At 37.5% G+C, this 24,461-nt stretch carries 22 protein-coding genes; 15 read left to right on the top strand and 7 right to left on the bottom strand.

The features are described 5' to 3' along the window. Nucleotides 1-21: 21 nt before the first annotated feature. The gene (locus HDE68_RS24255; RefSeq protein ID WP_183884928.1) at nt 22-1,407 is read right to left on the bottom strand and encodes a TlpA family protein disulfide reductase; all 1,386 of its coding nucleotides are present in this window, start codon (nt 1,405-1,407) and stop codon (nt 22-24) included. 268 nt (nt 1,408-1,675) lie between these two features. Between HDE68_RS24255 and HDE68_RS24250 the strand changes: the two genes are divergently transcribed. Both HDE68_RS24250 and HDE68_RS24245 read left to right on the top strand, forming a co-directional pair. Further along, nucleotides 1,676-1,834 (top strand): hypothetical protein, encoded by a 159-nt coding sequence (locus HDE68_RS24250; protein WP_183884926.1) that lies wholly within the window; start codon nt 1,676-1,678, stop codon nt 1,832-1,834. Between the two features lie 227 nt (nt 1,835-2,061). Beyond that, nucleotides 2,062-2,655: a hypothetical protein gene (locus tag HDE68_RS24245; RefSeq protein ID WP_183884924.1), complete on the top strand. Its 594-nt coding sequence runs from the start codon at nt 2,062-2,064 to the stop codon at nt 2,653-2,655. Nucleotides 2,656-2,711: 56 nt separating this feature from the next. Here the strand turns inward: HDE68_RS24245 and HDE68_RS24240 are convergent, their stop codons facing one another. After that, nucleotides 2,712-3,854 carry a histidine decarboxylase gene (locus tag HDE68_RS24240; protein WP_183884922.1) on the bottom strand — a complete coding sequence of 381 codons (1,143 nt, stop codon included), beginning with the start codon at nt 3,852-3,854 and terminating at the stop codon, nt 2,712-2,714. A 162-nt stretch (nt 3,855-4,016) separates the two neighbouring features. Between HDE68_RS24240 and HDE68_RS24235 the strand changes: the two genes are divergently transcribed. From HDE68_RS24235 to arsB, 5 genes are all read left to right on the top strand, one after another. Further along, a complete protein-coding gene (locus tag HDE68_RS24235) occupies nt 4,017-4,487 on the top strand; it encodes an Lrp/AsnC family transcriptional regulator (protein WP_183884920.1) in 471 nt (156 codons plus the stop codon). A gap of 76 nt (nt 4,488-4,563) precedes the next feature. Next, nucleotides 4,564-4,893, top strand: coding sequence for an ArsR/SmtB family transcription factor (locus tag HDE68_RS24230; protein ID WP_183884918.1), 330 nt, complete (start codon nt 4,564-4,566; stop codon nt 4,891-4,893). Nucleotides 4,894-4,931: 38 nt separating this feature from the next. After that, nucleotides 4,932-5,513 carry a DUF6428 family protein gene (locus HDE68_RS24225; protein WP_183884916.1) on the top strand — a complete coding sequence of 194 codons (582 nt, stop codon included), beginning with the start codon at nt 4,932-4,934 and terminating at the stop codon, nt 5,511-5,513. Nucleotides 5,514-5,523: 10 nt separating this feature from the next. Then, nucleotides 5,524-5,943 (top strand): arsenate reductase ArsC, encoded by a 420-nt coding sequence (locus HDE68_RS24220; RefSeq protein ID WP_183884914.1) that lies wholly within the window; start codon nt 5,524-5,526, stop codon nt 5,941-5,943. Between the two features lie 13 nt (nt 5,944-5,956). Continuing rightward, nucleotides 5,957-7,039 (top strand): ACR3 family arsenite efflux transporter, encoded by a 1,083-nt coding sequence (gene arsB / locus HDE68_RS24215; RefSeq protein ID WP_183884912.1) that lies wholly within the window; start codon nt 5,957-5,959, stop codon nt 7,037-7,039. A gap of 20 nt (nt 7,040-7,059) precedes the next feature. Here arsB and HDE68_RS24210 read toward each other — a convergent pair whose 3' ends face one another. Further along, on the bottom strand, nt 7,060-7,482 hold the full coding sequence (locus HDE68_RS24210) for an acyl-CoA thioesterase (protein WP_183884910.1): 423 nt from the start codon (nt 7,480-7,482) through the stop codon (nt 7,060-7,062). A gap of 24 nt (nt 7,483-7,506) precedes the next feature. Continuing rightward, nucleotides 7,507-8,544 carry a cupin domain-containing protein gene (locus HDE68_RS24205; RefSeq protein WP_183884908.1) on the bottom strand — a complete coding sequence of 346 codons (1,038 nt, stop codon included), beginning with the start codon at nt 8,542-8,544 and terminating at the stop codon, nt 7,507-7,509. A gap of 157 nt (nt 8,545-8,701) precedes the next feature. Between HDE68_RS24205 and HDE68_RS24200 the strand changes: the two genes are divergently transcribed. From HDE68_RS24200 to HDE68_RS24180, 5 genes are all read left to right on the top strand, one after another. Then, nucleotides 8,702-10,810 carry a carboxypeptidase-like regulatory domain-containing protein gene (locus HDE68_RS24200; protein WP_183884906.1) on the top strand — a complete coding sequence of 703 codons (2,109 nt, stop codon included), beginning with the start codon at nt 8,702-8,704 and terminating at the stop codon, nt 10,808-10,810. Between the two features lie 41 nt (nt 10,811-10,851). After that, nucleotides 10,852-11,499 carry a tetratricopeptide repeat protein gene (locus HDE68_RS24195; RefSeq protein ID WP_183884904.1) on the top strand — a complete coding sequence of 216 codons (648 nt, stop codon included), beginning with the start codon at nt 10,852-10,854 and terminating at the stop codon, nt 11,497-11,499. A gap of 1 nt (nt 11,500) precedes the next feature. Beyond that, nucleotides 11,501-12,601: a sensor histidine kinase gene (locus HDE68_RS24190; RefSeq protein ID WP_183884902.1), complete on the top strand. Its 1,101-nt coding sequence runs from the start codon at nt 11,501-11,503 to the stop codon at nt 12,599-12,601. Beyond that, the gene (locus HDE68_RS24185; RefSeq protein WP_183884900.1) at nt 12,594-13,349 is read left to right on the top strand and encodes a LytR/AlgR family response regulator transcription factor; all 756 of its coding nucleotides are present in this window, start codon (nt 12,594-12,596) and stop codon (nt 13,347-13,349) included. The genes HDE68_RS24190 and HDE68_RS24185 overlap by 8 nt, the downstream gene beginning before the upstream one ends. 77 nt (nt 13,350-13,426) lie before the next feature. Then, the gene (locus HDE68_RS24180) at nt 13,427-14,764 is read left to right on the top strand and encodes a DUF6138 family protein (RefSeq protein WP_183884898.1); all 1,338 of its coding nucleotides are present in this window, start codon (nt 13,427-13,429) and stop codon (nt 14,762-14,764) included. Between the two features lie 31 nt (nt 14,765-14,795). On the opposite strand, the gene HDE68_RS24175 is transcribed toward HDE68_RS24180, so the two are convergent. Then, nucleotides 14,796-16,847, bottom strand: coding sequence for an ATP-binding protein (locus HDE68_RS24175; protein ID WP_183884896.1), 2,052 nt, complete (start codon nt 16,845-16,847; stop codon nt 14,796-14,798). Between the two features lie 127 nt (nt 16,848-16,974). Between HDE68_RS24175 and HDE68_RS24170 the strand changes: the two genes are divergently transcribed. After that, entirely contained in the window at nt 16,975-18,162 is a 1,188-nt protein-coding gene (locus tag HDE68_RS24170) for an NAD(P)/FAD-dependent oxidoreductase (protein WP_183884894.1), read from the top strand. 186 nt (nt 18,163-18,348) lie between these two features. Next, a complete protein-coding gene (locus HDE68_RS24165; protein ID WP_183884892.1) occupies nt 18,349-19,812 on the top strand; it encodes an amino acid permease in 1,464 nt (487 codons plus the stop codon). A gap of 43 nt (nt 19,813-19,855) precedes the next feature. Here HDE68_RS24165 and HDE68_RS24160 read toward each other — a convergent pair whose 3' ends face one another. Both HDE68_RS24160 and HDE68_RS24155 read right to left on the bottom strand, forming a co-directional pair. Further along, nucleotides 19,856-21,289, bottom strand: a complete 1,434-nt coding sequence (locus tag HDE68_RS24160; RefSeq protein ID WP_183884890.1) for a hypothetical protein — start codon at nt 21,287-21,289, stop codon at nt 19,856-19,858. Between the two features lie 40 nt (nt 21,290-21,329). Beyond that, nucleotides 21,330-22,187, bottom strand: a complete 858-nt coding sequence (locus HDE68_RS24155; RefSeq protein ID WP_183884888.1) for an SH3 domain-containing protein — start codon at nt 22,185-22,187, stop codon at nt 21,330-21,332. Here HDE68_RS24155 and HDE68_RS24150 point away from each other — a divergent pair. Next, nucleotides 22,186-24,366 (top strand): OPT family oligopeptide transporter, encoded by a 2,181-nt coding sequence (locus HDE68_RS24150; RefSeq protein WP_260171856.1) that lies wholly within the window; start codon nt 22,186-22,188, stop codon nt 24,364-24,366. The two genes, HDE68_RS24155 and HDE68_RS24150, sit on opposite strands and share 2 nt — an antisense overlap. Nucleotides 24,367-24,461: the final 95 nt, after the last annotated feature.

The raw sequence follows: 24,461 nt of genomic DNA, 5'->3' as shown, positions 1-24,461 counted from the left end.
GCAGATATACCTTACCACTGTTTAATTAACTAGCTTTTTACCTTCTTTCTTATCTGATCCAGGCTTACCTTTAGTATCACTGATCACCAGCATTTCGATCTTTCTCTCTACTTCTTTAAACTCTAGTCCGTATTCTCTGAGTGCTGCATTAACATCATCCATATTTCCTAAACTACTTTTAATCAACAGGTCAACCTTATCTTTGTATTGGGTTTCATCTATGATCGGCATTGGATAACTTTGCTGATAGAAAGATTGCATTTGATCAACAAAAGCACTTATCGGAACATTAACAAGCTTCATTCCTGCCGGGTTGAAGTCTATAGCTGGTTTAGCTAAAGGATCTTTTGTTTTAATTTTATCAACCCGATTAGTCCGGGTCAATGCCATACATTTTACCTTTAGTAATTCTACTTTTGCTGTATACTGAGGAAAAATCCGCTTTAAATCTTCTTTCATCAACTGAAAGAGTTGATCAGACATATAATTGGGAACAAATAATTCATAACTGAATACGTTCCCTTTTTTCATCCATTCCAATGCAGGTGCACCTTCCATACCACAAATCAGTTTGTCAAGTTCTCTGACCTCAAACCTGACTCTGTTGTTATTGGAGAATTTCATAGTTCCGTCCCCATAGGCATCTTTATAAAACCACGGAATACTACTATTGAATATCACTAGCTGCTTCCCTTTTTCACTAGTAATAACACCAGAAGATCCACCTCCTCCAAGATTTTCACTAAAGCCAGCAAATATGGAATGATAGATCAGATTCTGCCCATCACCACCATTGTTGTTAATTAAAAGAGGTTTTTCACGGTCATAGGGTGCTTTACTCACCATATCAACTTTTACAGCAAGTTTCTTCATAGTTTTACCACTTAAGCTTGCTGTAATATTAGCTTCATTTATTTCTTCATCACTGGTTATCGCCTGGACTATCCCGTCTGGTCCTATCCATACATAATGGGGCAACTGCTGATGAGGAAACAAAAGATTAAGATCATGATCTTCAATAACTGATGGGATCGTAAATCCAGCTTTCTGCTTTTCGGTAAAGCGTGTCAGGAAAGGTATTATCTCTTTCTCAGCCTGATAAGTAACAGATAGAAACTGTAGCTTTCCATCAAATTTACGTTGCATCAAATCCATTTTTGGTAACATAGCTATACATGGAGAACACCAGGTTGCCCAGAAGTCCAGGATCAGCAGCTTTCCTTCGAAATCTGAAATTTTAGCTGTTTTTGCTTTATAGTTGTGTATATTTTTGAGCATCACATCAGGAATCTTCTGTCCTATTTGCAGCCCGTTTCCCTTTGGGTCAGCAACTTTATTTTGTTGTGCGTAGCTATTAAAAATCAGGCATAGCATAGCCATTACGATATTTATCGTTATTTTTTTCATTATGATTTCGTTAATTAAGGTTTATAGTTGGTTGATAACCCTATCCCCGGTTCAGGATAGAGAAACTTAACAGTTCAATTCAATGGCTATTAAGCCATTTATAAACCATCAATCAGGAGGTTCAATAATTTTGACATTTTTTACATTCATTTGAAGGATTTATTTAAAGTTTACCAGAATTTTAAGAAAGCAAGCCCATCAGGCTTATTTGAATAAATAAACGAGTCAATATTAAACCCATAATAACCATATGGATTTACTGTAACAGATGTTTAAATTAATTATGCGTATCCATGACACTCATTTATATTTGAATAATACAAAAGAGTCTTTCATCCGGATTAACCCGATTAGGGGCTCAACAGCAGATGCATTAATTACCAGGCCAGCAAAAACACAGCCTGAAATGCAATTTAGTGGAATATAATAGGTGTATGATCTATCATCTCTCCTGGTATTTTAAACCAGGTATATAAATGAGACCCTTGACACCAATACCTCAAAAATAAAGTATTTCAAAATATTTATCATTATGTCTTTCTATATCATTAGAATTTCTACTTAAGTAAAATCATATAGTAAATATACGACTATAAAATTAGGATACAAATTATTTGAATAATTTTTAGGACTATTTATTTATTCCATTTGAGAATGGATGATAAAAACACATCTGATTACAACAGCGCAATCAGGGCACGTTTGCTCAGAATCATGCAAATAGCCGGTTTAGAAAGAACTGGCCTGGCTGAGTTCACTAAAATTTCAGACAGCCACCTGTATGCGCTGCTTAATGGAACCAGAAATATTACAGGAGAAACCGCCGATAAAATTGGCGCGGGGTTTAAACTACAAGGCGCCCAAATTCTGAATCTCAACTTTGAGATCCCCGCACAGCTCAGAAAATCTGCTGCACTGCTTGAATTTTACGAACTCTATGCAGATAATCCAGAATATTTTATTGAAACTAAAGCCGCAATGAAAAATTCTTATTATTTAGATCGTATGATAAACACCACACTATTTGAGAAACCAGTATACGTCTGGCAGGTAAAAGAAGCTTGCAAAGAAGACAATCAGCATATAAGCAGTAAACAGATTTCTCAAAAACTGACTTACCTGGCGGATCAGAAAAAACTCATAGTTACCAGACAAAAAATGAAGAAAAAGAATGGTGAAGAAGGTAAAAGAGAAGTTCTTGTTTATCGCAGGCCGGGTAACGATGAAACTAAACCTGCAGCCTCATAAAAATTAAAAAACAAGGGCAAAGCATGCAATACTTTGCCCCATGAATCAACTATTTATTAACCTATAACCGGTGCTTTCGCGACCAGGTCTTCTTTTAAATCTGCCACAAAGTGATCGATTTGTTCCTTACTTACACCAGGCATACAAATTACATGGCTATTGCCGTCTTCGGTAGCAATCTGCCATTTTTGTCTCAGTGCAATTGAAGGTGCAGGAAATACAACTGTTAGCGCAGATGGATTAGTCCATGCCTTAACACCAATAGCATTCATACTTTTAACCGTGTAGGCTGCTATTTCCAAACATTCAAGCGCACGCTGTTTCAGTCCTTCTTTACCTAATTTCTTAATTGCATACCACATAAAAACAGGGCTGTGACCATTACGGCTTCCCGTGATCGTTGTATCTACAGTACCGATATAGGGAATAGCCTTTCCTATTCTGTCTTTATAATTCTTTTTGACCAGCACCAATCCGCAAGGAATAGGTGAACCAATAAATTTATGCCCGCTGATAGCCATACTATCAGTACCATTATCAAAATCAAATCCTGGTTTAAGATCAAGCAAAGCACTGTATGTGCCTGCTAAAGCGGCATCACAGTGGATATAATGATTTTTAATAGCCTGTCTTCTCAAAATCTGCTGGATCTGCTGTAAATCATCCTTAGCTTCCATCATCGTAGTACCGATATTTGCAAGAATAATTACAGGCTGATCGCGGTGCATCTGCACCATTGCATTCAGATCCTCATAATCCATTTCACCATTTTGCTGCGTTCTGATAACAATACTACGCAGATTAAGTAATTGAATATTCTTTTGCACACTATAATGTGTCGCTTCCGAGTAGTAAACAATACCATTAGGATATAATTCTCTTGCAACATATAAACCATATAAGTTACCTTCAGAACCACCATTAGTTACGTAGCCCCACCAGTTCTTTGCCGGTGCATTGAATAATTCAGCAAAGAATTCCAACACTTCCAATTCCAGAGAACGGGAGTTCAGATCATAAGTAGACTCTACCCATGGATCCCCTACATTATTCAATGGCAATTTAAGCAGCGGATATAACTCAGAATAATCGAAATCCTGTGCAATAGGATATCCAATAAAATATTTTGAGCGTTCCTCAGCCATTTTCATATAAGTACTCAGGCGATCGTTATCCTGGGTGTTCAATTGTGTTTTCATTTGGTGGTCTATATATATGGTATTTAATTCTTCAAAATTAGATACATACCATAATATTTTCTTTGATTAAATCAAATTCGGGAAAAACAACTGTTTAAGAACAATTATACAGTAAAAAACCTCATATTTGCCTCTTACTGAATCCAATTTCAGTAAAATACAATGACTGACAAATTAGATAAGCTTGATACCCGCATATTAAATATTCTCCAAAAAGATTCTTCGTTAAGTACAAAAGACATCGCTCAACAAATTGGACTGAGTGTTTCTCCCACTCATGAACGTATTAAAAGGCTCAAAACTGAAGGATATATCGAAAAGTACGTAGCCTTGGTTAACCGGGAAAAACTGGGTAAACACTTACTCGTACTCTGTACTGTGACCTTAAAAGAGCAGTCTATAGAAACGTTAAAAAATTTTGAAGAGGCCGTTATCCGTTTTAAAGAAGTACTGGAAGTATTATGTATCGCTGGTGGACAGGATTACTTACTAAAGATCGTAGTAGATGATGTTGATGACTACCATACTTTTGTGGTTACCCACCTTTCCTCTTTGTCTAATATCTCTACGTTAAGCAGCAGTTTCGTTTTAAAGGAGATCAAACGGGAAACTGCATTCTATTTTAATCCCTAAAGATCAGGCAATAACAAATTATTATACAAAGTTATTTGGATAATAACAAGACTTATCGTAATATTGCAATATAATTATGGGACTTACAAAAACAGAGATATTCACAGACGAGCAAAATCAATTGTCGCAATTGTTAAAAGCAATGGCACATCCGGCTCGTATTGCAATCCTGCAGAGGATATTGAAATCAAATACTTGCATTTGTGGTGACTTAGTTGAAGAACTGGGTTTAGCACAGGCGACAATTTCTCAGCATTTGAAAGAGCTTAAAAATGCAGGCATCATACAAGGGACAATTGAAGGTGTTAGCGTATGCTATTGCATCAATCCAATAGTATGGAAACAATTAGAATTACAACTAGGAGCTTTTCTTGGATCTTATAAAGGCGAAGCAAACTGTTGCTAACCTTTTTTTACCCGAATCAATCGTTAAATTGCAATATTATGAACACAACAGAATTAACTAACTGGCAAGACTTTAAAACAACATTACAGCAAAATCCTGAGCTGATCTTACAATTTCAGTATGCAGCAGATAAAAAGGTAGATGCATCTTATCACATCACTGAAATCAAACAGGCACCTATTGTATCTGTTGATTGTGGTGGCGTAATGAATTCATGGACAGAAATTATTATACAATTATGGGAACCTGAAATTCAGGAAAGTGAAAGAGCGATGCAGGTCAGTAAAGCACTATCCATTGTTAATCTGGTTGAGAAATCTTTACCTCTTAACCCTTTGGGCGTAGTCAAAATAGAATTTGGCAATTCAGCTTATGATACCAGACAAATGTATCCGGGTAATATTACCATAGAAGGTGAAAACCTGATTGTTCATCTCAACCCCGATTTCACACAATGTAAAGCCATTGGAAGAGGTGGAAGCTGTGGTACAACCGCTTCGGGAGAAGAATGCTGTACACCCGAAACTAAAAACGAATCAGTAGCTGAAAAACCAAAATTTCAATTATTCAACCTGGCTGATGAGGGTCAGTCCTGCACACCTGATTCTGGATGCTGCTAAAAAAAACAATATGAAAAAAATATTAGTATTATGTACGGGCAACAGCTGCGGCAGTCAATTAGCTGAAGGATTTTTAAGATATTTTGCTGGTGATCAGGCAGAAATCTATAGTGCCGGGATTGAAACTCATGGTGTAAATCCAAAAGCAATTCAAATAATGAATGAAATTGGAATAGACATTTCCTCACACACATCAAATCATATCAATGAATATACCAGCATTGATTTTGATTACTTAATCACAGTTTGTGACCATGCAAAAGAGAGTTGTCCTTATTTTCCTACCCAGGCTATAAAATTCCATTATAATTTTCCTGATCCAGCAAAAGCTACAGGAACTGACGAAGAAATCATGAACGAATTCAGAAAAGTACGCGAGCTGATCAAAGACTACTCTTTAACATTTGTCACAGAAAACCTTCATCCATAGAAATTGCAATACCATGAGTGCTAACCATTGTACCCCCGTCAGTGACAGAAAGAAACTGAGTTTCTTAGACCGCTATTTAACTTTATGGATCTTTCTTGCAATGGCTGCAGGGATTGGAACCGGGTATTTTATTCCCTCATCCTCTGGTTTTATCAACTCGTTTTCCAGCGGTACAACAAATGTTCCTTTAGCCATTGGCCTCATTCTGATGATGTATCCCCCACTAGCGAAAGTTAAATATGAGAAAATGGGGGAAGTATTTAAAGACACCAGAGTCTTAAGCATCTCCCTCATTTTAAACTGGGTAATTGGCCCCTTTTTAATGTTCTTTTTAGCTATCACTTTTTTAAGAGACTACCCAGAGTATATGATTGGGCTGATCTTAATTGGTCTGGCGCGGTGTATTGCTATGGTCGTAGTCTGGAATGAACTTGCAGATGGGAACAGAGAATATGCTGCAGGTCTGATTGCTTTAAACAGCATCTTTCAAGTTTTATTATATAGCGTTTTTGCCTATATATTTATTACAGTATTACCTCCATATTTTGGGCTTAAAGGTTTAGAGGTAAATATAACTATCGCAAAAATTGCAGAAAGCGTCGCCATTTATCTCGGAATTCCATTTGCATCAGGCATAATCAGCAGATATACACTAATTTGGCTTAAAGGTGAAGAATGGTTTCAGAAAAAGTTCATTCCTTTAATCTCACCCATTACGCTGATCGCCTTATTATTTACTATCGTAATTATGTTTAGTCTTAAGGGGAGTTTAATTGTGCAGATCCCATTTGACGTTATACGCATTGCGATACCATTAGTGATCTATTTCTCCCTAATGTTTACGCTTAGTTTTTTTGCCGGTAAATATTTTGGTGCTGATTACTCCAGAAGCACTGCCATAGCCTTTACCGCTACAGGTAATAATTTTGAGTTAGCTATTGCCGTTGCCATTGGTGTTTTCGGTATCAACTCAGGTCAGGCCTTTACCGGAGTAATTGGTCCTTTAGTAGAAGTACCAGCACTTATTGCACTGGTTAACCTTGCTTTTTGGTTCAGAAAGAAATACTATAGTCAGGCTATAATTAAAACTCCCTGAACCAAATAAAAGGTCAATTACTAAACTTCTTCCTCTAATACAGGAGCATCAGCAATTTTTTCAGTGATAGATTCCGGTAGATATGGTCTTCCACCAGATGCCGGAATACATGTCCCTGTAAAAGTTGCTTTTGTCATGACTTTACCATTCAGCATAATTGCCTGTTTGAAATGTAAGCGTGGCAAACCAGCCTTATCCTTATACAGGACACAGGTCACAGAAAAATTGTCACCCTTTTTAAGAGACCTTAAAAAACTGATTTTATAACCTGACAGAACCATGAATATCCCTTTTTCTGCCTCTTCTTTAAAATCAAATCCCAGGACTTCTCTTATATAGTCATGTCTGCAGTATTCCATGTAAAACGGATAATATAAACCGTCCATTATTTCCTGAACATCTATATGTTCATCTTTTACCGTGTAGTTTTTAGTATATTCCATTGATGTGTGTTGTCTATTTTATTTTTAAGAATTTGCTTTGATGAAGATTGTTTCTGATGGGAATTTCCTGGCAAGTTCTTCACTAATTCCAAAATTTCCCCTGATTAAAGCTGCAGGATTTGAGGCCAGCCACTCACTTAAATCAATAGCCTGATAATGTCCGCTATTAAATCCGATCAATACCCGGCAAACAGTTGTACCTGTATTTTTAATATAATGTCCGGCTCCCATAGGTACATAACCTACATCTCCGGTTTCAAACTGCTCAGTAACAGCAGTGCCTTCAGCCAGGAAAACACTCATTTCTGCCGTTCCGGAAATATAATACTGCCATTCATCAGCATTAGGATGCCAGTGCATTTCTCTCAAAGCCCCCGGCTGCAATTCAATAATTGATCCTGAAATGGTCGTACTGATTGGAAATTCAACAGAAGTGACCAGCTTTTGTGTTCCGCCTCCTGGTATCCTTCTGGGCTGTTGTGCTTCCAGCGGATATCTGTGTTTACTCAATAATTCAGAATAGGGACGCAATGCAGAAGTAAAGGATGAATCGTCAGGAACTTCCCCCAACGAGAAATACACCTCCTTTTTAGGTAACAGATCCACTTCAGCCAAAGAAATCCCCAGATTTTGTGCTACGATATCTTTAGGCATACTGGCAATAAAGTCGGTTACACTGAACGTATGGTCTTCAGAAAAATCACCATTATCAAAAATCAGGATAAAATGGCACTCTCCCGGACCAATTCCCTGAATAGAGTGTCCATAACCTTTAGGAAAATACCAGGTATCGCCGGGACCAAATGTATCGGTATATAATGTTCCATCCGGATGTATAATTGTAGTACGGCAATTTCCTGTCAATACATAGGCCCATTCAGCAGCATTAGCATGCCAGTGTAATTCACGCATACCGCCAGGTTCCAGACGCATAGAAACACCTGCTATGCCTTTTGAAACTGGAAAATCATGCACTGAAGCACCGCGGGTAATCCCTCCCGGCCCTAATCTGGGTTCTTTTTTTTCCAGCTGATATTTAAAACTTAATGTCTCTTTTTCCATAGGGGTCCGTATTTAGGTAATCATATAATAGCGTCGGAATTTAGTGATTTTTAGCAAAAGAACACCACTCATCCTATACATACTACCACTCGTCGGCTTTACCATTGTATCCGCCCGATTACAGGCCATATTCGTCCTATAATTAAAGACAAACGCTATGCAACCTATTAAATTAACACTCTTCTTCCTTTTCTTTTTCATGTTTGCGAAAGCACAAACCAAAATATCAGGTGTGCTTAAAACTATCAAAGGTACACCTGTTGCCAATGCCAATATTAGTTTAAAAAATAGTTATGACGGCACTTCTACAGATAGCACCGGAAGATTCGCCTTTATAACTAACGAAACAGGTGCAGGACTATTACAATATTCTGCACTTAATTTTGAGAAAGATTCTGTGCAGATTAATATGGGAAGTGGAAACATAACGATCAACCTGACGATTAAAGAAGCACTAAATCAACTTCAAACTGTAAGTATCAGCGCAGGTTCCTTTATCGCCGGTGACGGAAAAAAGGGAGCGATATTAAGTTCACTGGATATTGCCACCATTGCGGGCTCCCGTGCAGACATATTCGCCGCAATGCAAACTTTACCAGGTGCACAGACTTCTTTTTCCGAAAGCGGGCTTTTTGTAAGGGGTGGTACAGCTGCTGAAACAAAGACCTATTTTGATGGAATGCTTGTTAAGAGCCCTTTTAATGCCACTGTTCCCGATCAGGCATCCAGAGGCCGTTTATCACCATTTTTATTTAAGGGGACCTCTTTTTCTGCTGGTGGATATTCTGCACAATACGGCCAGGCCCTATCCTCAGCATTGGTTTTAGAAAGTACCGACCTGCCAGAAAAAACCACAACAGGCATATCAATATTATCAGTTGGCGCAGGTGTTGATCAAAATATAAGATTCAAAAACAGCTCAATCACTGCTGGCGGTTATTACTATAACCTTTCGCCTGCCTATAGTCTTATCAAACAGCAGCACGATTATACAAAACCACCTGAAATGCTTGGCGGTAATTTCCAGTATAAATTAAAAACCTCCGAAACAGGAATGTTTAAAGTCTATGCCTCTTACAGCCGTACACAATTAGCCTTATACAGTGCTAATATTGACACACCCGCTGTCCCAAAATATTTCAGTAACCATAACCTTAATATCTATATCAATTCTACTTACAAAGAATACTTTGGCAACAGATGGAAACTGGAAACAGGATTTGCTTATAACAAAGACCGCGACGCAGGTTTGATGACAGTTAACGATTACAGCCGTACAGATCATCTGACCGAAGGTAAAGCTACACTGACTAAATCATTCGGACAATTATCAAACTTCAAATTTGGTGCAGAGACATTCAATACCGGCAGACTGGAAAGCCTGAACGGCCTGTCAAGAAAGTATAATGACCAGATAAGTTCTGGATTTGCTGAAACTGATTTGTTCTTAACCAACAAGATTGTTGTACGCTTAGGCATGAGGGCTGAATACTCCTCTTACCTGCAAAAATACAACCTGGCTCCAAGAACATCTCTTGGCTTAAAAACAAGTGTACATTCACAACTTTCTTTCGCTTATGGGCGCTTTTATCAGAACCCTGAAGATGAATACCTTATTATCAAACCCTTAGGATTTGAGCATGCCGATCACTATATCCTTAAGTACGAGATCAACACAACAGACCGTAATTTTAGAATTGAAGGGTACTATAAAGACTATAACCGCCTGACTAAAATAAGTAACGGTGATCCAACTAATACTGGCAGCGGTTATGCACAAGGCTTCGAGCTATTCTGGAGAGATAAAAAGAGCATCAAAAATGCAGATTACTGGTTATCCTACTCCTTCTTAGATACCAAAAGAGATTTCAGAGACTTTCCAATGATGGCCACCCCTACTTTCGCCGCTAAACATACAGTTTCTGTAGTCTACAAACACTTCATTGAATCGCTGCATACTCAATTTGGCGGAACCTATTCATTCGCTTCCGGCAGACCATACGTTAATCCAAATAACCCGGTTTACCTGGCCGATAAAACTCAAACCTATAACAGCCTGAGCTTAAACGTCAGCTACCTGACTCATGTCCTGAAGCAGTTCTCAGTGCTTTACCTGAACATAAACAATGTACCCGGATTTAACCAGGTCTATGGTTATCAATATAGCGCAAACGGGTTAAACAGACAACCGATCGTGCCGGCAGCAAAAAGAGATTTCCTGATAGGAATAATGATCACTATCGGCGATGACACCTTTGTACGCTAAAAATATAAATCTGAATATCATATATATAAAAACAAATCAACATGAAAAATTTAACAAAATCAATTACATTAATCCTTGTTTTAATTAGCTTAAACAGCTTTGCTCAAAATGTTAACCCGAAATTCTCGCAGGCCATAAAAACAGGTCTCGATATGGTTGCGGCAGCTAAAGGAGGCGAAGACTATTTAAAAGCAGAAAACTATTTTGAACGTATAGCAGCAGTAGAGACCAAAGAATGGATACCTTCTTATTACTCAGCTTACTGTAACCTCTACGCCGGGTATAATACTGCCAGTAAAGAGCTGAAAGATCAGTACTGGGACAAAGCACTGCAGGAAATTGATAAAGCTAATGCCCTGTCAGCAAATAACAGTGAAATCTATGCCCTTAAAGGTGCCCTTGAATTTATGAAAATGAGCGTAGACCCAAGATCAAGAATGTATTTTATGGGTAATTCTGCTGAATCCCTGGAAAAGGCAATAGCACTGAATCCTGAAAACCCACGTATTTACTTAATCAAAGGACAGGATACCTTTTACACACCTGAGGCTTTTGGTGGCGGAAAAGAAAAAGCTAAACCAATTTTAGAATCTGCAGTAGCAAAATTTGCTATATTTAAGCCCGTAAATACTATAGAACCTAACTGGGGAGCAGAATCTGCAAAAGCATTATTAGCACAATGTAAATAATATGAATAAGTTAGATAATTGCGAAACAGACCAGTACCAGGAAAAAGGCCTGAATAATTTCAGCAAAATCAGCTGGTTGAGATTAAATCTTTTCAACCTTGCTGCAGGGCCTTGCATAGGTTTAACGCTTTGTCTTTTAATGAGTGCATTCAAAGGTCAATGGATTGGAACAAAAGGCCTTATATACCAGATGTTATTCAGTACAGTGATTGCCTTTTGTATAGTCAATACCATTTTCATTTCTCAAAAGGTATTAAAGCTAACCAAAGGAAGCGGATGGTTGTTTCTGATCGTATATTATCTATCCAGTATCATAGGCATGTTAATCGCCATAGAAATGATATACCTGATCAAAGCATTGCTTTTTAATCAGGAATATCATTTCTTACACCTTGAAGATGCCCGTTTCAGTCTTGTTGTTGTTGTCATTGTTTGTACAGTTATTCATGTCTATACTTCGCAAAAAAGAATAATGAATGCGAAGTTAAGAGAGAAAAACATCAATATGCTGCAGTTAAGCCAGATGAAAACACAGGCTGAACTGGCTACGCTGCAATCAAAAATCAACCCTCATTTTCTGTATAACTCGTTAAATGCAATTGCCAGTTTAATCCACGAAGACCCTGACAAAGCAGAACGCATGACTATTCAGCTTTCAAAATTATTCAGGTATAGTATCAATCAAAATCAGGAGAGCCTGGTTACAGTACAAGAAGAGATGGAAATTGTGAGTACTTACCTGGATATAGAAAGAGTAAGATTTGGTGACCGGATTGATTTTGTAATTGCAGTTGACAATGAATTATCTGCCGATAAAATCCCCAGGTTTCTCATTCAGCCATTGGTAGAAAATGCATTAAAACATGGTTTAAAAAATGTAGCAGATCATGGCCTGTTACGCATCGAAATACAAAAAGCGGCTAAGATTACAATCTCTATTATAGATAATGGAATTCCATTTCCAGATGAACTGGAAACCGGCTATGGTTTGCAAAGTACTTATGAGAAACTACAATTACTTTACAACGATGACTACGAAGTTCAAATTCTTAACCAACCTATTAAACAAATAAAAATCATCATTCCTTTTACACATGGATAAGCAGTGGAATACCATCATTATAGACGACGAAGAGCTGGCAAGAAAACGCCTCAAACGGTTGCTTGCCGTCTATGATTGCATCAATATTATTGGAGAAGCTGCCAATGGTGCTGAAGGGTTAGCGCAAATAGAAAAACTTAATCCCGATTTAGTATTTCTTGATATAGAAATGCCAGTCTTAAATGGCTTTGAAATGTTAAGTCATCTGTCAAAGCCACCAAAAGTAATTTTCACAACTGCTTATGATCAATATGCGGTCAAAGCTTTTGAAGAAGAATCAATCGATTACCTGCTAAAACCAATAGAAGACCAGAGACTTGCAAAAGCTATTAAAAGATTACAAACGCAGCGTCAGGAACCAGATTATGCAATACCACTGGATTTATTGATGCGCCAGCTTAAAATAAAAAAAGAAATCAAAACACTGACGGTTAAAATAGGTGATAGAATTCTTTTAATCAAAATTCAGGATCTGGTCTATATTGATGCAGAAGAAAAATATGTATTCCTGAATACTACAGACGGAAAAAGAAGCCTGACAGATTTCACTATAACGTCCCTTGCCGAAAAACTACCCGATCAGTTTGTAAGAATCAATAGAAGTACAATTATTAATTCAGATTTAATCAAGGAAATAAAAAGAGGTTTTAACGGCGCATTCTTTTTTATCATGAATGATCCTGAAAATACCAAACTCAATTCGAGCAGAAGTTTCGGACCTGCATTAAAAGATATATTTGATATTTAAGAAAATATATCTTTTAATTAAACAGATTTTCTGATTTCATTTTTATCTTAGCCAGGATTATAAATTCCGGGTTAATTATGACTGAAGACTACATTGTAGAGATTAAAGGTAATGAAGCGTTGCTTGATAAATTTATTGATTCTATTCTGCAGGACACCTGTAAAGCTGATAAAGAGTATCCTCACCCCTATATCCTTCCAAGTGGAGAAAAATTTCTGAATAATAGTGTTGTCGAGTATTTTATCAATAAAAAACCCTTTATAGCAGAGAAAGCCATTCAATTTTGCGAAAAACTAAGAAAGCTTGATGAATCAGGTATTGCCGGATATAATTACACTTTAGAACTTTGGATTGAAGAGCATGTAGAGAAAGTATATTTTAATAAAGAAACAACCTGGGAAGATACATTAACGCTGAAACCTGAAATCGATATTTCAGCCGTAAATCAGGAATACTTAACTTTTATGTGTTACGTAGCCATAACCCTGATTAAATACGGAGCCAGTTTTGAAGTTGTTGTTGCGAATGAATACTTTGATATGGTTAAAAAATTAGGTTCAAATGAAGTAGATGAATTAAAAAAACACGGCTCTAAGAAATTACCTAAAACACTGACCGAATATAAAGATCAAAACATAAGCTGCATTGCCAACGATGTCTTCGCAACCATCAAAATCAAAGTAAAAGAAGAAAATGAAGAAAGTTACCGGGCAATCCTTGAATTCATTTGTAAGCTTCTGGAAAGTGACTTCCCTAAAAGTTACAGCATTGAATTTTCAAGTAAAATAAAGAATACCTTACCAATTAAAGGACTGCCAAAGCCAGGTGTTCACTATCTGTTTGCTAATGCAGTTCAATATCCGGCCCTTCATGCCTTAATGGTAGAATATAGCAACCTTGCTTTAAAAAAATGGGAATGGTATAACAATATGCAGGATGAAAATTGTGCGGTACCTTCTACTTTTGCAGTCTTTGCTTTAGGTTTAGAAGATCCTGTATATTTTGATCTGGTTATAAAATACATGCAAACAGTTGATGAAGAACATCAATCTATACAGGAGAAATTTACACCAGCCTTTGTAGAGAAATCCGGAATCAATAAACAATCCTTCCCTGTCTTTATCAGCTGTATCCTGTCCATGCAGGAACATAAATCATTCAAAATCTTTGCGGAGCAGTTCAGCACTATTGAAAACCTGGAACTCCTGCTGGCTTGCAAAAGGAATTTCATCAACTATATCAGTGAAGAAACAAAATCAGAATGGAGCGAAGAAGATTTAAAAGAAATGCCTGATTATATCTGGAAATATGTTTTATATAGTATCTGGGGCCCTGAAGAAAAATATCCGGCACTTATAAAAAAATCAAAAGCAGATCTAAAACCTTTATATCAGGAAATACTGGTTATCAATTAAAAATTTCAATCTGATATTTATCCTCAAACGCTTAAAGGGGCAAAATAAACCAGAAAGTGCTGCCTACTCCAACCTCACTATCTGCACCGATTTTGCCCTCATGTTTTGAAATTATTTCAGAGCTGATATAAAGCCCCAAACCTAATCCGGGTTTTTTAGAATCTTCTGCTCTGTAATAGCGATCAAATAAATAAGGTATTTTTTCTGCAGAAATACCGGGCCCCTTATCCGTCACAGAAACTTTAACTGTTTCTGCTATCTTTTCAAGATGAATTAGAATTTCTTTGGACTCAGGAGCATATTTAATGGCATTTGTCAGCATATTTACTAAAACCTGGTCAATACGTTCCTGATCGGCATTGACCAATAAACCCTTTTCACCTGTAATCACAGTGCGATGATGGTCATCGCCAAAGATATGCTGGCAGCAGCTTTCTACGAGATTAAACAGATTAAAGGATTTCTTTTTAAGAAGAATCCCACCTTCAGCGAGCTGATCCGGATCTAACAAATTATCTATCAAACCACTAACCTTATCAACACTTCTACCCGCCAAACCAATTAAACTTTGCATCTTTTCAGAAGAATTATGTTTCATCCGGTCTAACAGCTGCATTGAAGCTTTAAGGGAGGCTACCGGTGTCTTTAACTCGTGACTTGCAATACTGATAAAATCATCCTTTTGCTGCTGCAATATTTTCAGGTCATTGATATCCGTAGCAGTACCAATCCAAAGCAGCACATGTTCATCATCATCTTTAATTGGCTGCATTCTAATCAAATACCATTTATAATCTCCATTTTCATCTTTTAAACGAGCCTCATAATATCCGCTGTTTTCACTCTCCAGAATACCTTTAAATCTTTCTGAATGGTTTTTAAGATCCTCTGGATGTATCATATCCTGCAAACCTATAGCCTGATTCCCCTCCATATCAATTCCAGTATACCTAAACCACTGTTCATTATAAAAATTGATCTCACCTTCAACTGTATTCGTCCAGGCTATTTGAGGGATAGCATTTAAAAGCAAACGAAAACGCTGTTCATTTTCTTCCACTTCAAGTCTGACCAGTACCATATCAGTAACTTCATAGACAAACAAAAGTATTCCATCTATCTGTCCCTGGGAATCAAACCGAGCCTGATATATAAAATTAAAATAACGCTCTTCTGCATTTCCGGTCTCCTCATTCGCAAGCGGGATCAACATTTCACTTCCCTGGAAGGTCTCGCCTGTAGCATAAACTTCCTGCAATATATCCCACATCAATTGCCCCTTGATTTCAGGTAAAGCAGCAACAAACGTTTTCCCAATCAGGCTGCGTCCAGGAAATAACTCCTGGAATGACGGATTAACTAATTCAAACACAAATTCAGGACCATCCAGCACGCAGATACCAGCTGGAGCCTGCATTAAAAAACTCTTAAGTCTGTCTTTCTGATTCTCAATTTCCGTTTTTCTATGAGGGCTGCCTTCACTATGATGGCTGACTTTTTCTTCCAGTTCCTGACTTAACCTGTTCAACTCCTCCTGTGTCTGAACTAACTCATCACTAATTGTATCTAATTCTTCAGCAGCATTCTCCAGTTGTTCATTACCTGCTTCAATCTGCTCATTTGTAGCAGCAAGTTCTTCACCAAGCTGTGTTTTAGTAACAGGCAAAATTTCTATATGATTGTCATTCGCTATACTGTGCCATATCGAAAGCAGGTAATCCACTTCATTAGCTAAATTCAAAACTGGTATAATCTCTACACGCCAGCCATTCTGATCAGAATTATCTGCTACAGCATCGCCCAATGTAAACTTAAAATAAGGAAGTAGAATCACCTCTTTGTTTAATCTTGATAACTTAAGGGTATCAATAAATAAAGCCAGGTCTTTTGCATCAGATAAAGCAGAAAATACTTCACTGATTTTACCTCCTGTCATATCCCTGTCAAGGGTATTGCTTATTATTTTATGCTGCTTATTATGCGCAATTATGATAAGTTCTGAATCATCCGCATTAACCACAAGCATTGGAAGTGTGGCATAATTAAATACAGATTGAAAAAGTTGTTCACTTGAAGGGGTCATCAAAAAAGGTAGTATTAAATAACACTGCAAAGATAAGGTTAAATTCTATTCATTTTTAACTGACGATTTTGCATGACGCTTTCATTATTTGTATTCAATAAAAATTTGTAGTTTCAAAAAAGAAATTATGGACAAATTCGACATTATAGTTATTGGTAAAGGCTTAGTTGGATCAGCAGCCGCTAAATACCTGTCATTTAAAAATAAAAAAATTGCAATTATTGGTCCGCAAGAACCTCTTGACTACAATAAATCCATTGTTTTTGCCAGTCATTATGATCAGGCACGTGTTCAGCGCCTGATCGGAAAAGATAGCGTATGGACAAGGCTCAACCTCGAATCTGTTAATCAATACCAAACAATACAAGAGCAAAGCGGTATACATTTCCATGATCCTACAGGTTGTTTATATGTAAACCCAACGGGTGAAGATAGTTATCTTTACCAGGCTGCATCACTGGCCAGTGATTTTAAACTGACCTTTAAACCCTATCCAACAGGTTCAGCGATCGTTAATGATTTCAGTGCTTATCATTTTCCTGAAAGTTCAAAAGGCTTACTGGAACAATCTCCCGCCGGACTGATTAACCCGCGCCTTTTACTAAAAGCACAATTAGCTGTATTTGACCAGCATCAGGGAATAAACATTAACGATACCATTCTAGACATTACACACCATAATCATGGATATACTGTTACCTCCCACGATGGTAATATTTATCATGCCTCTGAAATTTTGCTGGCAGCAGGATCATTTGTTAATTTTTTCAATCTATCTGCTCAAAAATTAGATTTAAAGTTAAAAAATGAAATTATCTTATTAGCAAGATTAAACCCTGAACAAACCAAAGAACTCGCAAAACTTCCTTCCTTGTTATATGAAATTGATAACGGCACAACGGAAGGCATTTATCTGATTAAGCCAGTTCAATACCCTGATGGCAACTACTATATAAAAATGGGCTGTAATATGCCCGAGGATATCTATTTTGACAATATTGAACAAGTTCAGCAATGGTTTAGAAATGGCAATAGCGATCAGTTTATCAATAGATTAAAACAAGAACTTTTAAAGATATTACCAAATATCGAACCTTTAGCATACCTGACCAAACGCTGCATCATCAATCGCTCTATTCATGGAAGACCATATATTGGTGAAACACATCAGCCAGGATTATATGTTGCAAGCGGTTGTAACGGATATTCAGCGATGTGCTCTGATGCAATCGGCAGAGTCGCTTCCCATTTGCTACTCAACAAAAAACTTCCTGAAAACTATGCAGTAAAAGATTTTGAAATCTTTTACCAATAACTCCGGCGACAGCTAACAGCCACCTCTGCTCCCGTCCCCGCCCCCTATGGTTACAATAACAAATCAAAGAGTATTTCATAGAAACAATAAAGACTACTATTTTGGTAGTTTAAATATAATATGTATACCTTTGCATGCCCTTAACCCTTTTAAAACATACAAGCGCTAATTCCTCAAAAATTCAATATGTTATTCAAGAAACCAATAAAACTACTGATAGAAGAACAAAAAAACAATGGTGAAAATGGCCTTACCCGTACATTAGGACCTTATAACTTAATTGCACTGGGTATTGGTGCAATCGTTGGGGCTGGTATATTTTCATTAACAGGTATTGTCGCTTCTGAAAATGCTGGTCCTGCTGTAATTCTTTCATTTATTCTTGCGGGCGTTGCCTGTGCCTTTTGTGCCCTTTGTTATGCAGAATATGCTTCTATGATACCTGTAGCTGGTTCAGCTTATACTTATACCTATGCTACTCTGGGCGAATTTATGGCCTGGATTATTGGATGGGACTTAGTTCTTGAATATGCACTCGCCTCTGCAACAGTTGCCGTAAGCTGGTCCAGTTATGCAACCAAATTACTAGCTCAATTACATATTAATCTGCCTGCAGAATTGACAGGGTCGCCTTTTGACGTTATCAAACTGGCCGATGGAACTGTTTTAAAAGGAGGGATTATTAATCTTCCAGCCACATTTATTGTAGTAATCCTCTCTCTTGTATTAGTCAAAGGAACCAAAGAATCAGCAACCATTAATAATTTACTGGTTATTTTAAAAATAGGTGTCATTCTACTCTTTATCGCCCTTGGCTGGTCCTTTATCAATACAGCCAATTACAGTCCTTTTATACCCGAAAACACGGGAGAATTCGGACATTTCGGCTGGTCAGGTATTATCAGAGGTGCAGCAGTTGTATTTTTTGGATTTATCGGTTTCGATGCTGTTTCCACAGCTGCTCAGGAGGCCAAAAACCCTCAAAAGGATATGCCCATTGGTATTATCGGCTCTCTATTAGTTGCAACCGTACTTTATGTAGCGTTCTCTTACGTGATGACTGGTTTAGCACCATATACTGCATTTAAAGGTGATGCAAGTCCTGCGGCTACTGCATTTGCTGTCACAGGATATCATTTTCTGAATAGTGCGCTCATTATCGCAATTCTTGCAGGATATACCTCTGTCATACTGGTTATGCTATTAGGACAATCCCGTGTTTTCTACAGTATGTCAAAAGATGGACTATTACCTGAGTTTTTCAGCAATATTCATCCCCGCTTTAAGACGCCATGGAAAAGTAATTTATTCTTCCTTGTTTTTGTAGGGCTCCTTGCGGGTTTAGTTCCGATTTCAGATCTGGGCCATATGGTCAGTATAGGAACCTTATTTGCTTTTTCTCTGGTTGCATTGGGAGTGATTATCTTAAGACGGACAAATCCTGAAATCCCTAGATCATTCAGAGTCCCATTTGTGCCTTTGGTCCCAATTCTGGGAATCGCAGTATGTGTTTGTCTGATGGTAGGCTTGCCCATTGAAAGCTGGGAACGTCTTTTCATCTGGATGGCTATTGGAGTAGTTTTTTACTTCCTTTACGGCAAAAAGAATAGTAAACTGAGAAAATTACACAAAGAAAATCCTGACAAATAACTTTAAAATCAGGTTAAACAGGTGCTAAGCACCTGTTTAACCCTCAAAAATATTGATAACTGAAATTGACTACTTGTGTCTTAATCTTTTTCGAATCACTTAAAACTGTTTTTCCATCATCCGAGAGAATTTGTGTTTTAACAGAGAGACTTACTGGCCTGCCATCCTTCATTTTAAAGATATAGCGACGCCTGATCCCATCTATTATTTTGTCCAAAATTAAATTCCCTTTAGGATCTGCAAACTGTTCTTCAATCAATTCGGTGAGTTTAGAATCATAGTAAGTTTTATATTTCAGCGTAATTGGCAACCCCCATTTTGTTGAACTCACAGCGGTAAGTAATTGCTCAGATTCTTCATTTACAGATGGACTATTCAGCATATCCAGAATATCCCCATTAGGATTGTTGGCTTGCAGTACAAGTTCTGCACTACCATTTTTTTGCTTGCTTAGTTCATTTTCACTTAAAATCAATTCCTTTCTGAATGGAACTGGTTCATAAAGTAAATAAGACTTTGTCTTAAAATAGAAATCCCCGGCCATTGTATAGCGGTCCATCTTATGATTCCATTTATTGACGACGAAAACAGTATCTCCCGAATAGCTAAACTCCTGAAATTGAGCAGCATTATCTTTAAATAGATATGGTGCATCATCTTTGTATTCAATAAAAACAGTCCCCAGGGCATTCAGCATTTTAACAACCTGCCCCTTATCGTTGAAATCTAAGATAAGATTTCTATAGTTATGACTATCACTCATTAACTTCATCTCTTTAACACCCTTAAGATCAAACAGCTGCAAAGGAAGATCATGCTCTTTAAAATTCAAATCCACAGCAAGATACATAGCTAGTTTTGCCGCTTCGGGCGATGGCTTAAAAGTGCTTTTATAACGTGCAATTGCGATAGAGTCCTGTTCATTTTTAATCATATAGCCAGAACGGGATTTGACTTTTCTTTGTTGAGCAACAAGTTCTGTTAACTGATACATTTTATCACTTTTTACAACCTTATCCCCCGCTTTACCTCCCCAGTATATAAATCCCTTATAATCATCAGGTAATGTCAGCATATTGATAACCTCAGCAGCATGATTGATTACTTTGATATAAGTATGCCTGAAAAGATATTTGTAATTAAATTTCTCTTTGGGGAAGTGCAGATGAAGTTCATCCCACTCTCTTTGCGCATAAGATAACGCAGATAATTCGAACTTATAATCAATAGAGCCGTCCAAATCACTTTCTTTCAATTGCTGCACATGACGAAACTCATCATCGCTTAAAATTGCCGGTATATTATAGAATATGAATATTGGTTTACCGGGTTTTAGTATTAACGTATCGCAGCTTCTGCATGCCCATTTATTGATAGGATTACTACTTTGTTTTTTGATCTGTGCTTTTATACCACAGGTAATAAACAGCATAATCAGCGTCAAAGCAAGTCCAGAAAGAGTTGAATACTTCTTCATAGACAACAAAATAATAATTTTATTGCAATCTCAGTGAATACTAACATCCGCCATAACCAAAAGAAATAATTACACCCTCTTTTGTTTCTTTAAGTGTAACCATTGATGAACCGCCTTCCTGATTATAAAAAAATTCAAGGTCTGTGTTCTGTTCTTGCTTATCGCCATTATTGTACCACCAGGTAAACTGGTCGTACAAACTATTTGTGATCGCTCTTTTTTTAATAGTTTCAACATTATCGGCCATGAAATTATTAAACGAGGTTAATTTTAGTAATAACAATATGGCTTCATGTTTTTTTAGCCCTTTCAAATAGTACGTATATTTTTCACCGCCTGGCCCATCTTTTTCAAAATAGCTGATGGATACCAGCAGGTAGTTACCATTCTTGTAACGGTAAGTCTTCTCGTAATTAATTTCATCCGCACTTGCTTTTGGTAATTCTTTTTTATGTACTGATACAGGACGGCCAAATAATGCTGACATATAATCAGCACTCAGATCTCCAAACTCATTACTCTTGACTTTATGCACTTGTAAATCGGCCAGGTGGGACAAGAAAAGTTCAGGAACATATCCTGTCTTACCCTGAAAATTCACCTTTACCCAATTTCCTTTCATCGTATAAAAAGTTCCGCCATAACCATATACATCTCCTCTTTCAGGAATTCCTTTACTGCCATAATAACTCAGCACGACATTGAAAGCAGGCAGGCCTTTAATCTCATTAACCTTTTGCACGGTCTCTCCCTTAGGAATACTGATCAGAACTTTACTGCTTGCAGAGGGGCTTGCATATAAAGAAAGGGCGTTTCCTTTCCAGTTATAGAATGATTTTATCTGTGCCTTTGCAGCATAAGCTATAAACAGAAAAAATAGGATTAACAAATTTCTCATGAGTAACAAAGTTAGCATAAAAACAGCTTATCATGCTAAAAAGAACGGTTTATTCACCTTTCGTCTTGTTAGCTGGGCAAAAAAAGATATCTTTAAAGCATATTTTTTTATAATGATTAAAGAAGATTTTAAGCCTTTCATACCTGCAGAAAGTAATGTAGCAGAATTTACAATTAAGTCCATTTTACTGGGATGTATAGCCGGGATCATATTTGGTGCCGCCACTGTTTATCTCGCATTAAAAGCAGGATTAACCGTCTCAGCATCAATACCTATTGCCGTACTGGCTATTACGCTGGGCAAAAAGTTTTTTAAAACAACCATCCTGGAGAATAATATTATTCAGACTACCGGATCGGCTGGTGAATCAATTGCTGCCGGAGTCGTATTTACACTTCCGGGCTTTTTATTCCTAAGTACTGATATTGGTGGACAAAGCTCAGGAGAAGCATTTTTCAACTACATGACCATTCTTATCCTGGCAATTCTTGGAGGGGTTTTAGGAACCATGATGATGATTCCTCTGCGCAGATCATTGATTGTTAAAGAACATGACACCCTTCCTTATCCCGAAGGCACAGCCTGTGCATCAGTCCTAAAAGCTGGTGAAAGAGGTGGATCATTTGCCAGAACAGCCTTTTGGGGCTTAGGTTTCGCGATGATTTATGCCTTAATGCAGAAAGTGTTCCACGTAATTTCAGAAGCTCCGACCTGGGTAACTACAAAGGCTAACAAATTTCTGCCTTCTGCACAGGTTAGCGGAGAGATCACACCTGAATATATGGGGGTTGGTTATATTATCGGTCCAAAAATTGCCGGGGTATTAGTTGCGGGTGGTGTACTGGCCTGGCTAGGGCTTATCCCCTTATTAGCGACACTGATTGATCCTTCACTGGCCGCTCATCAGCTAGTGAAACTAGGATTACTTGCTGATATCACCAAAGCTGGCGGTTCTGTAGGCTGGGACCCAATCACAAAAACTTTCTCAGATTATCCACTGGCAATTTATCAGGCTTACGTGAAACAAATCGGAGCTGGAGCCGTTGCAGCCGGAGGGTTTATTACTTTATTAAAAACTATACCAACGATTATATCTTCATTTAAAGACAGCCTTGGCTCTATAAAAGAAGGCAAAACAGTAGCAGATACCAAAAGAACAGACCGTGATCTTTCCCTTAAAGTTGTTGGTGTTGGTAGTTTGGCACTGATTATACTGGTTGCTGTTTTACCACAAATTCCAAGCAATGGGATTTTGAGTAATTTACTGATTGGAGTACTTGTAGTCATGTTTGGTGCATTCTTTGTTACAGTATCAAGCCGTATTGTAGGTCTGATTGGATCAAGTAACAATCCCATTTCAGGAATGACCATTGCAACAATTATGGGAACCTGTCTTGTTTTCATTGCTGTGGGCTGGACAGGAAAAGTGTATGAACCTATGGCATTGGTTGTGGGTGGTATGATTTGTATTGCAGCAGCTAATGCAGGTGCAACTTCCCAGGATCTAAAAACAGGTTATATTATTGGAGCAACACCAAGATATCAGCAAATTGCTTTATTCATAGGTGTTATTGTTTCCTCTATCGTAATTGGTCTTACGGTTCGTATTTTGGATACGCCTACTCCCGAAATGCTTGCTCAGGGAATTAAACATGCGATTGGTACTGAACTATATTCTGCACCACAAGCTACTTTAATGGCTACTTTAATCAAGGGTATGCTTTCTTTTAACCTGGACTGGCAATATGTATTAGTCGGTGTATTTATTGCTATTACCATAGAGTTATGTGGTATCAATGCATTATCATTTGCTGTAGGTGCTTATTTACCTTTATCTACTACCCTTCCAATTTTTGTTGGTGGTGCGATTAAAGGAATTGTGGACTGGAAAGAAAGGAAAAAAGTAAAAACCCCAGAGGAAGAAGAATTAGGTCCTGGAAACCTCTTTGCAACAGGATTGGTTGCGGGTGGTGCACTGGCAGGAGTTGTCGTCGCTATTCTGATGGTTATTCCTTCTGTAAGAAGTAATTTGAGTAAAGTTGATGTTCAGCCTTTATTTACCCGCTGGTTTGGAGCTGGTGGTTATGAATTGCTAGGTGTTTTAATCTTCCTTTTCATGGGATTTGTTTTATATAACATCTCAAAAAAGAAAAATGAAGCAGAAGACATCATAAAATAGATGAGGTTAAAGGAGGTTTTTCATTGTTAAAACCTCCTTTATCACCTTAATTTAACAGTTTTTTAACCTTAAATGCAATTAATCAGGCTTAGAAT

It is taken from the genome of Pedobacter cryoconitis, from assembly GCF_014200605.1.
In the GTDB taxonomy this organism is placed as follows: Bacteria; Bacteroidota; Bacteroidia; order Sphingobacteriales; family Sphingobacteriaceae; genus Pedobacter; species Pedobacter cryoconitis_B.
The sequence above is the reverse complement of the archived record's forward strand: the minus strand, read 5'-3'. Positions and strand labels throughout refer to the sequence as shown.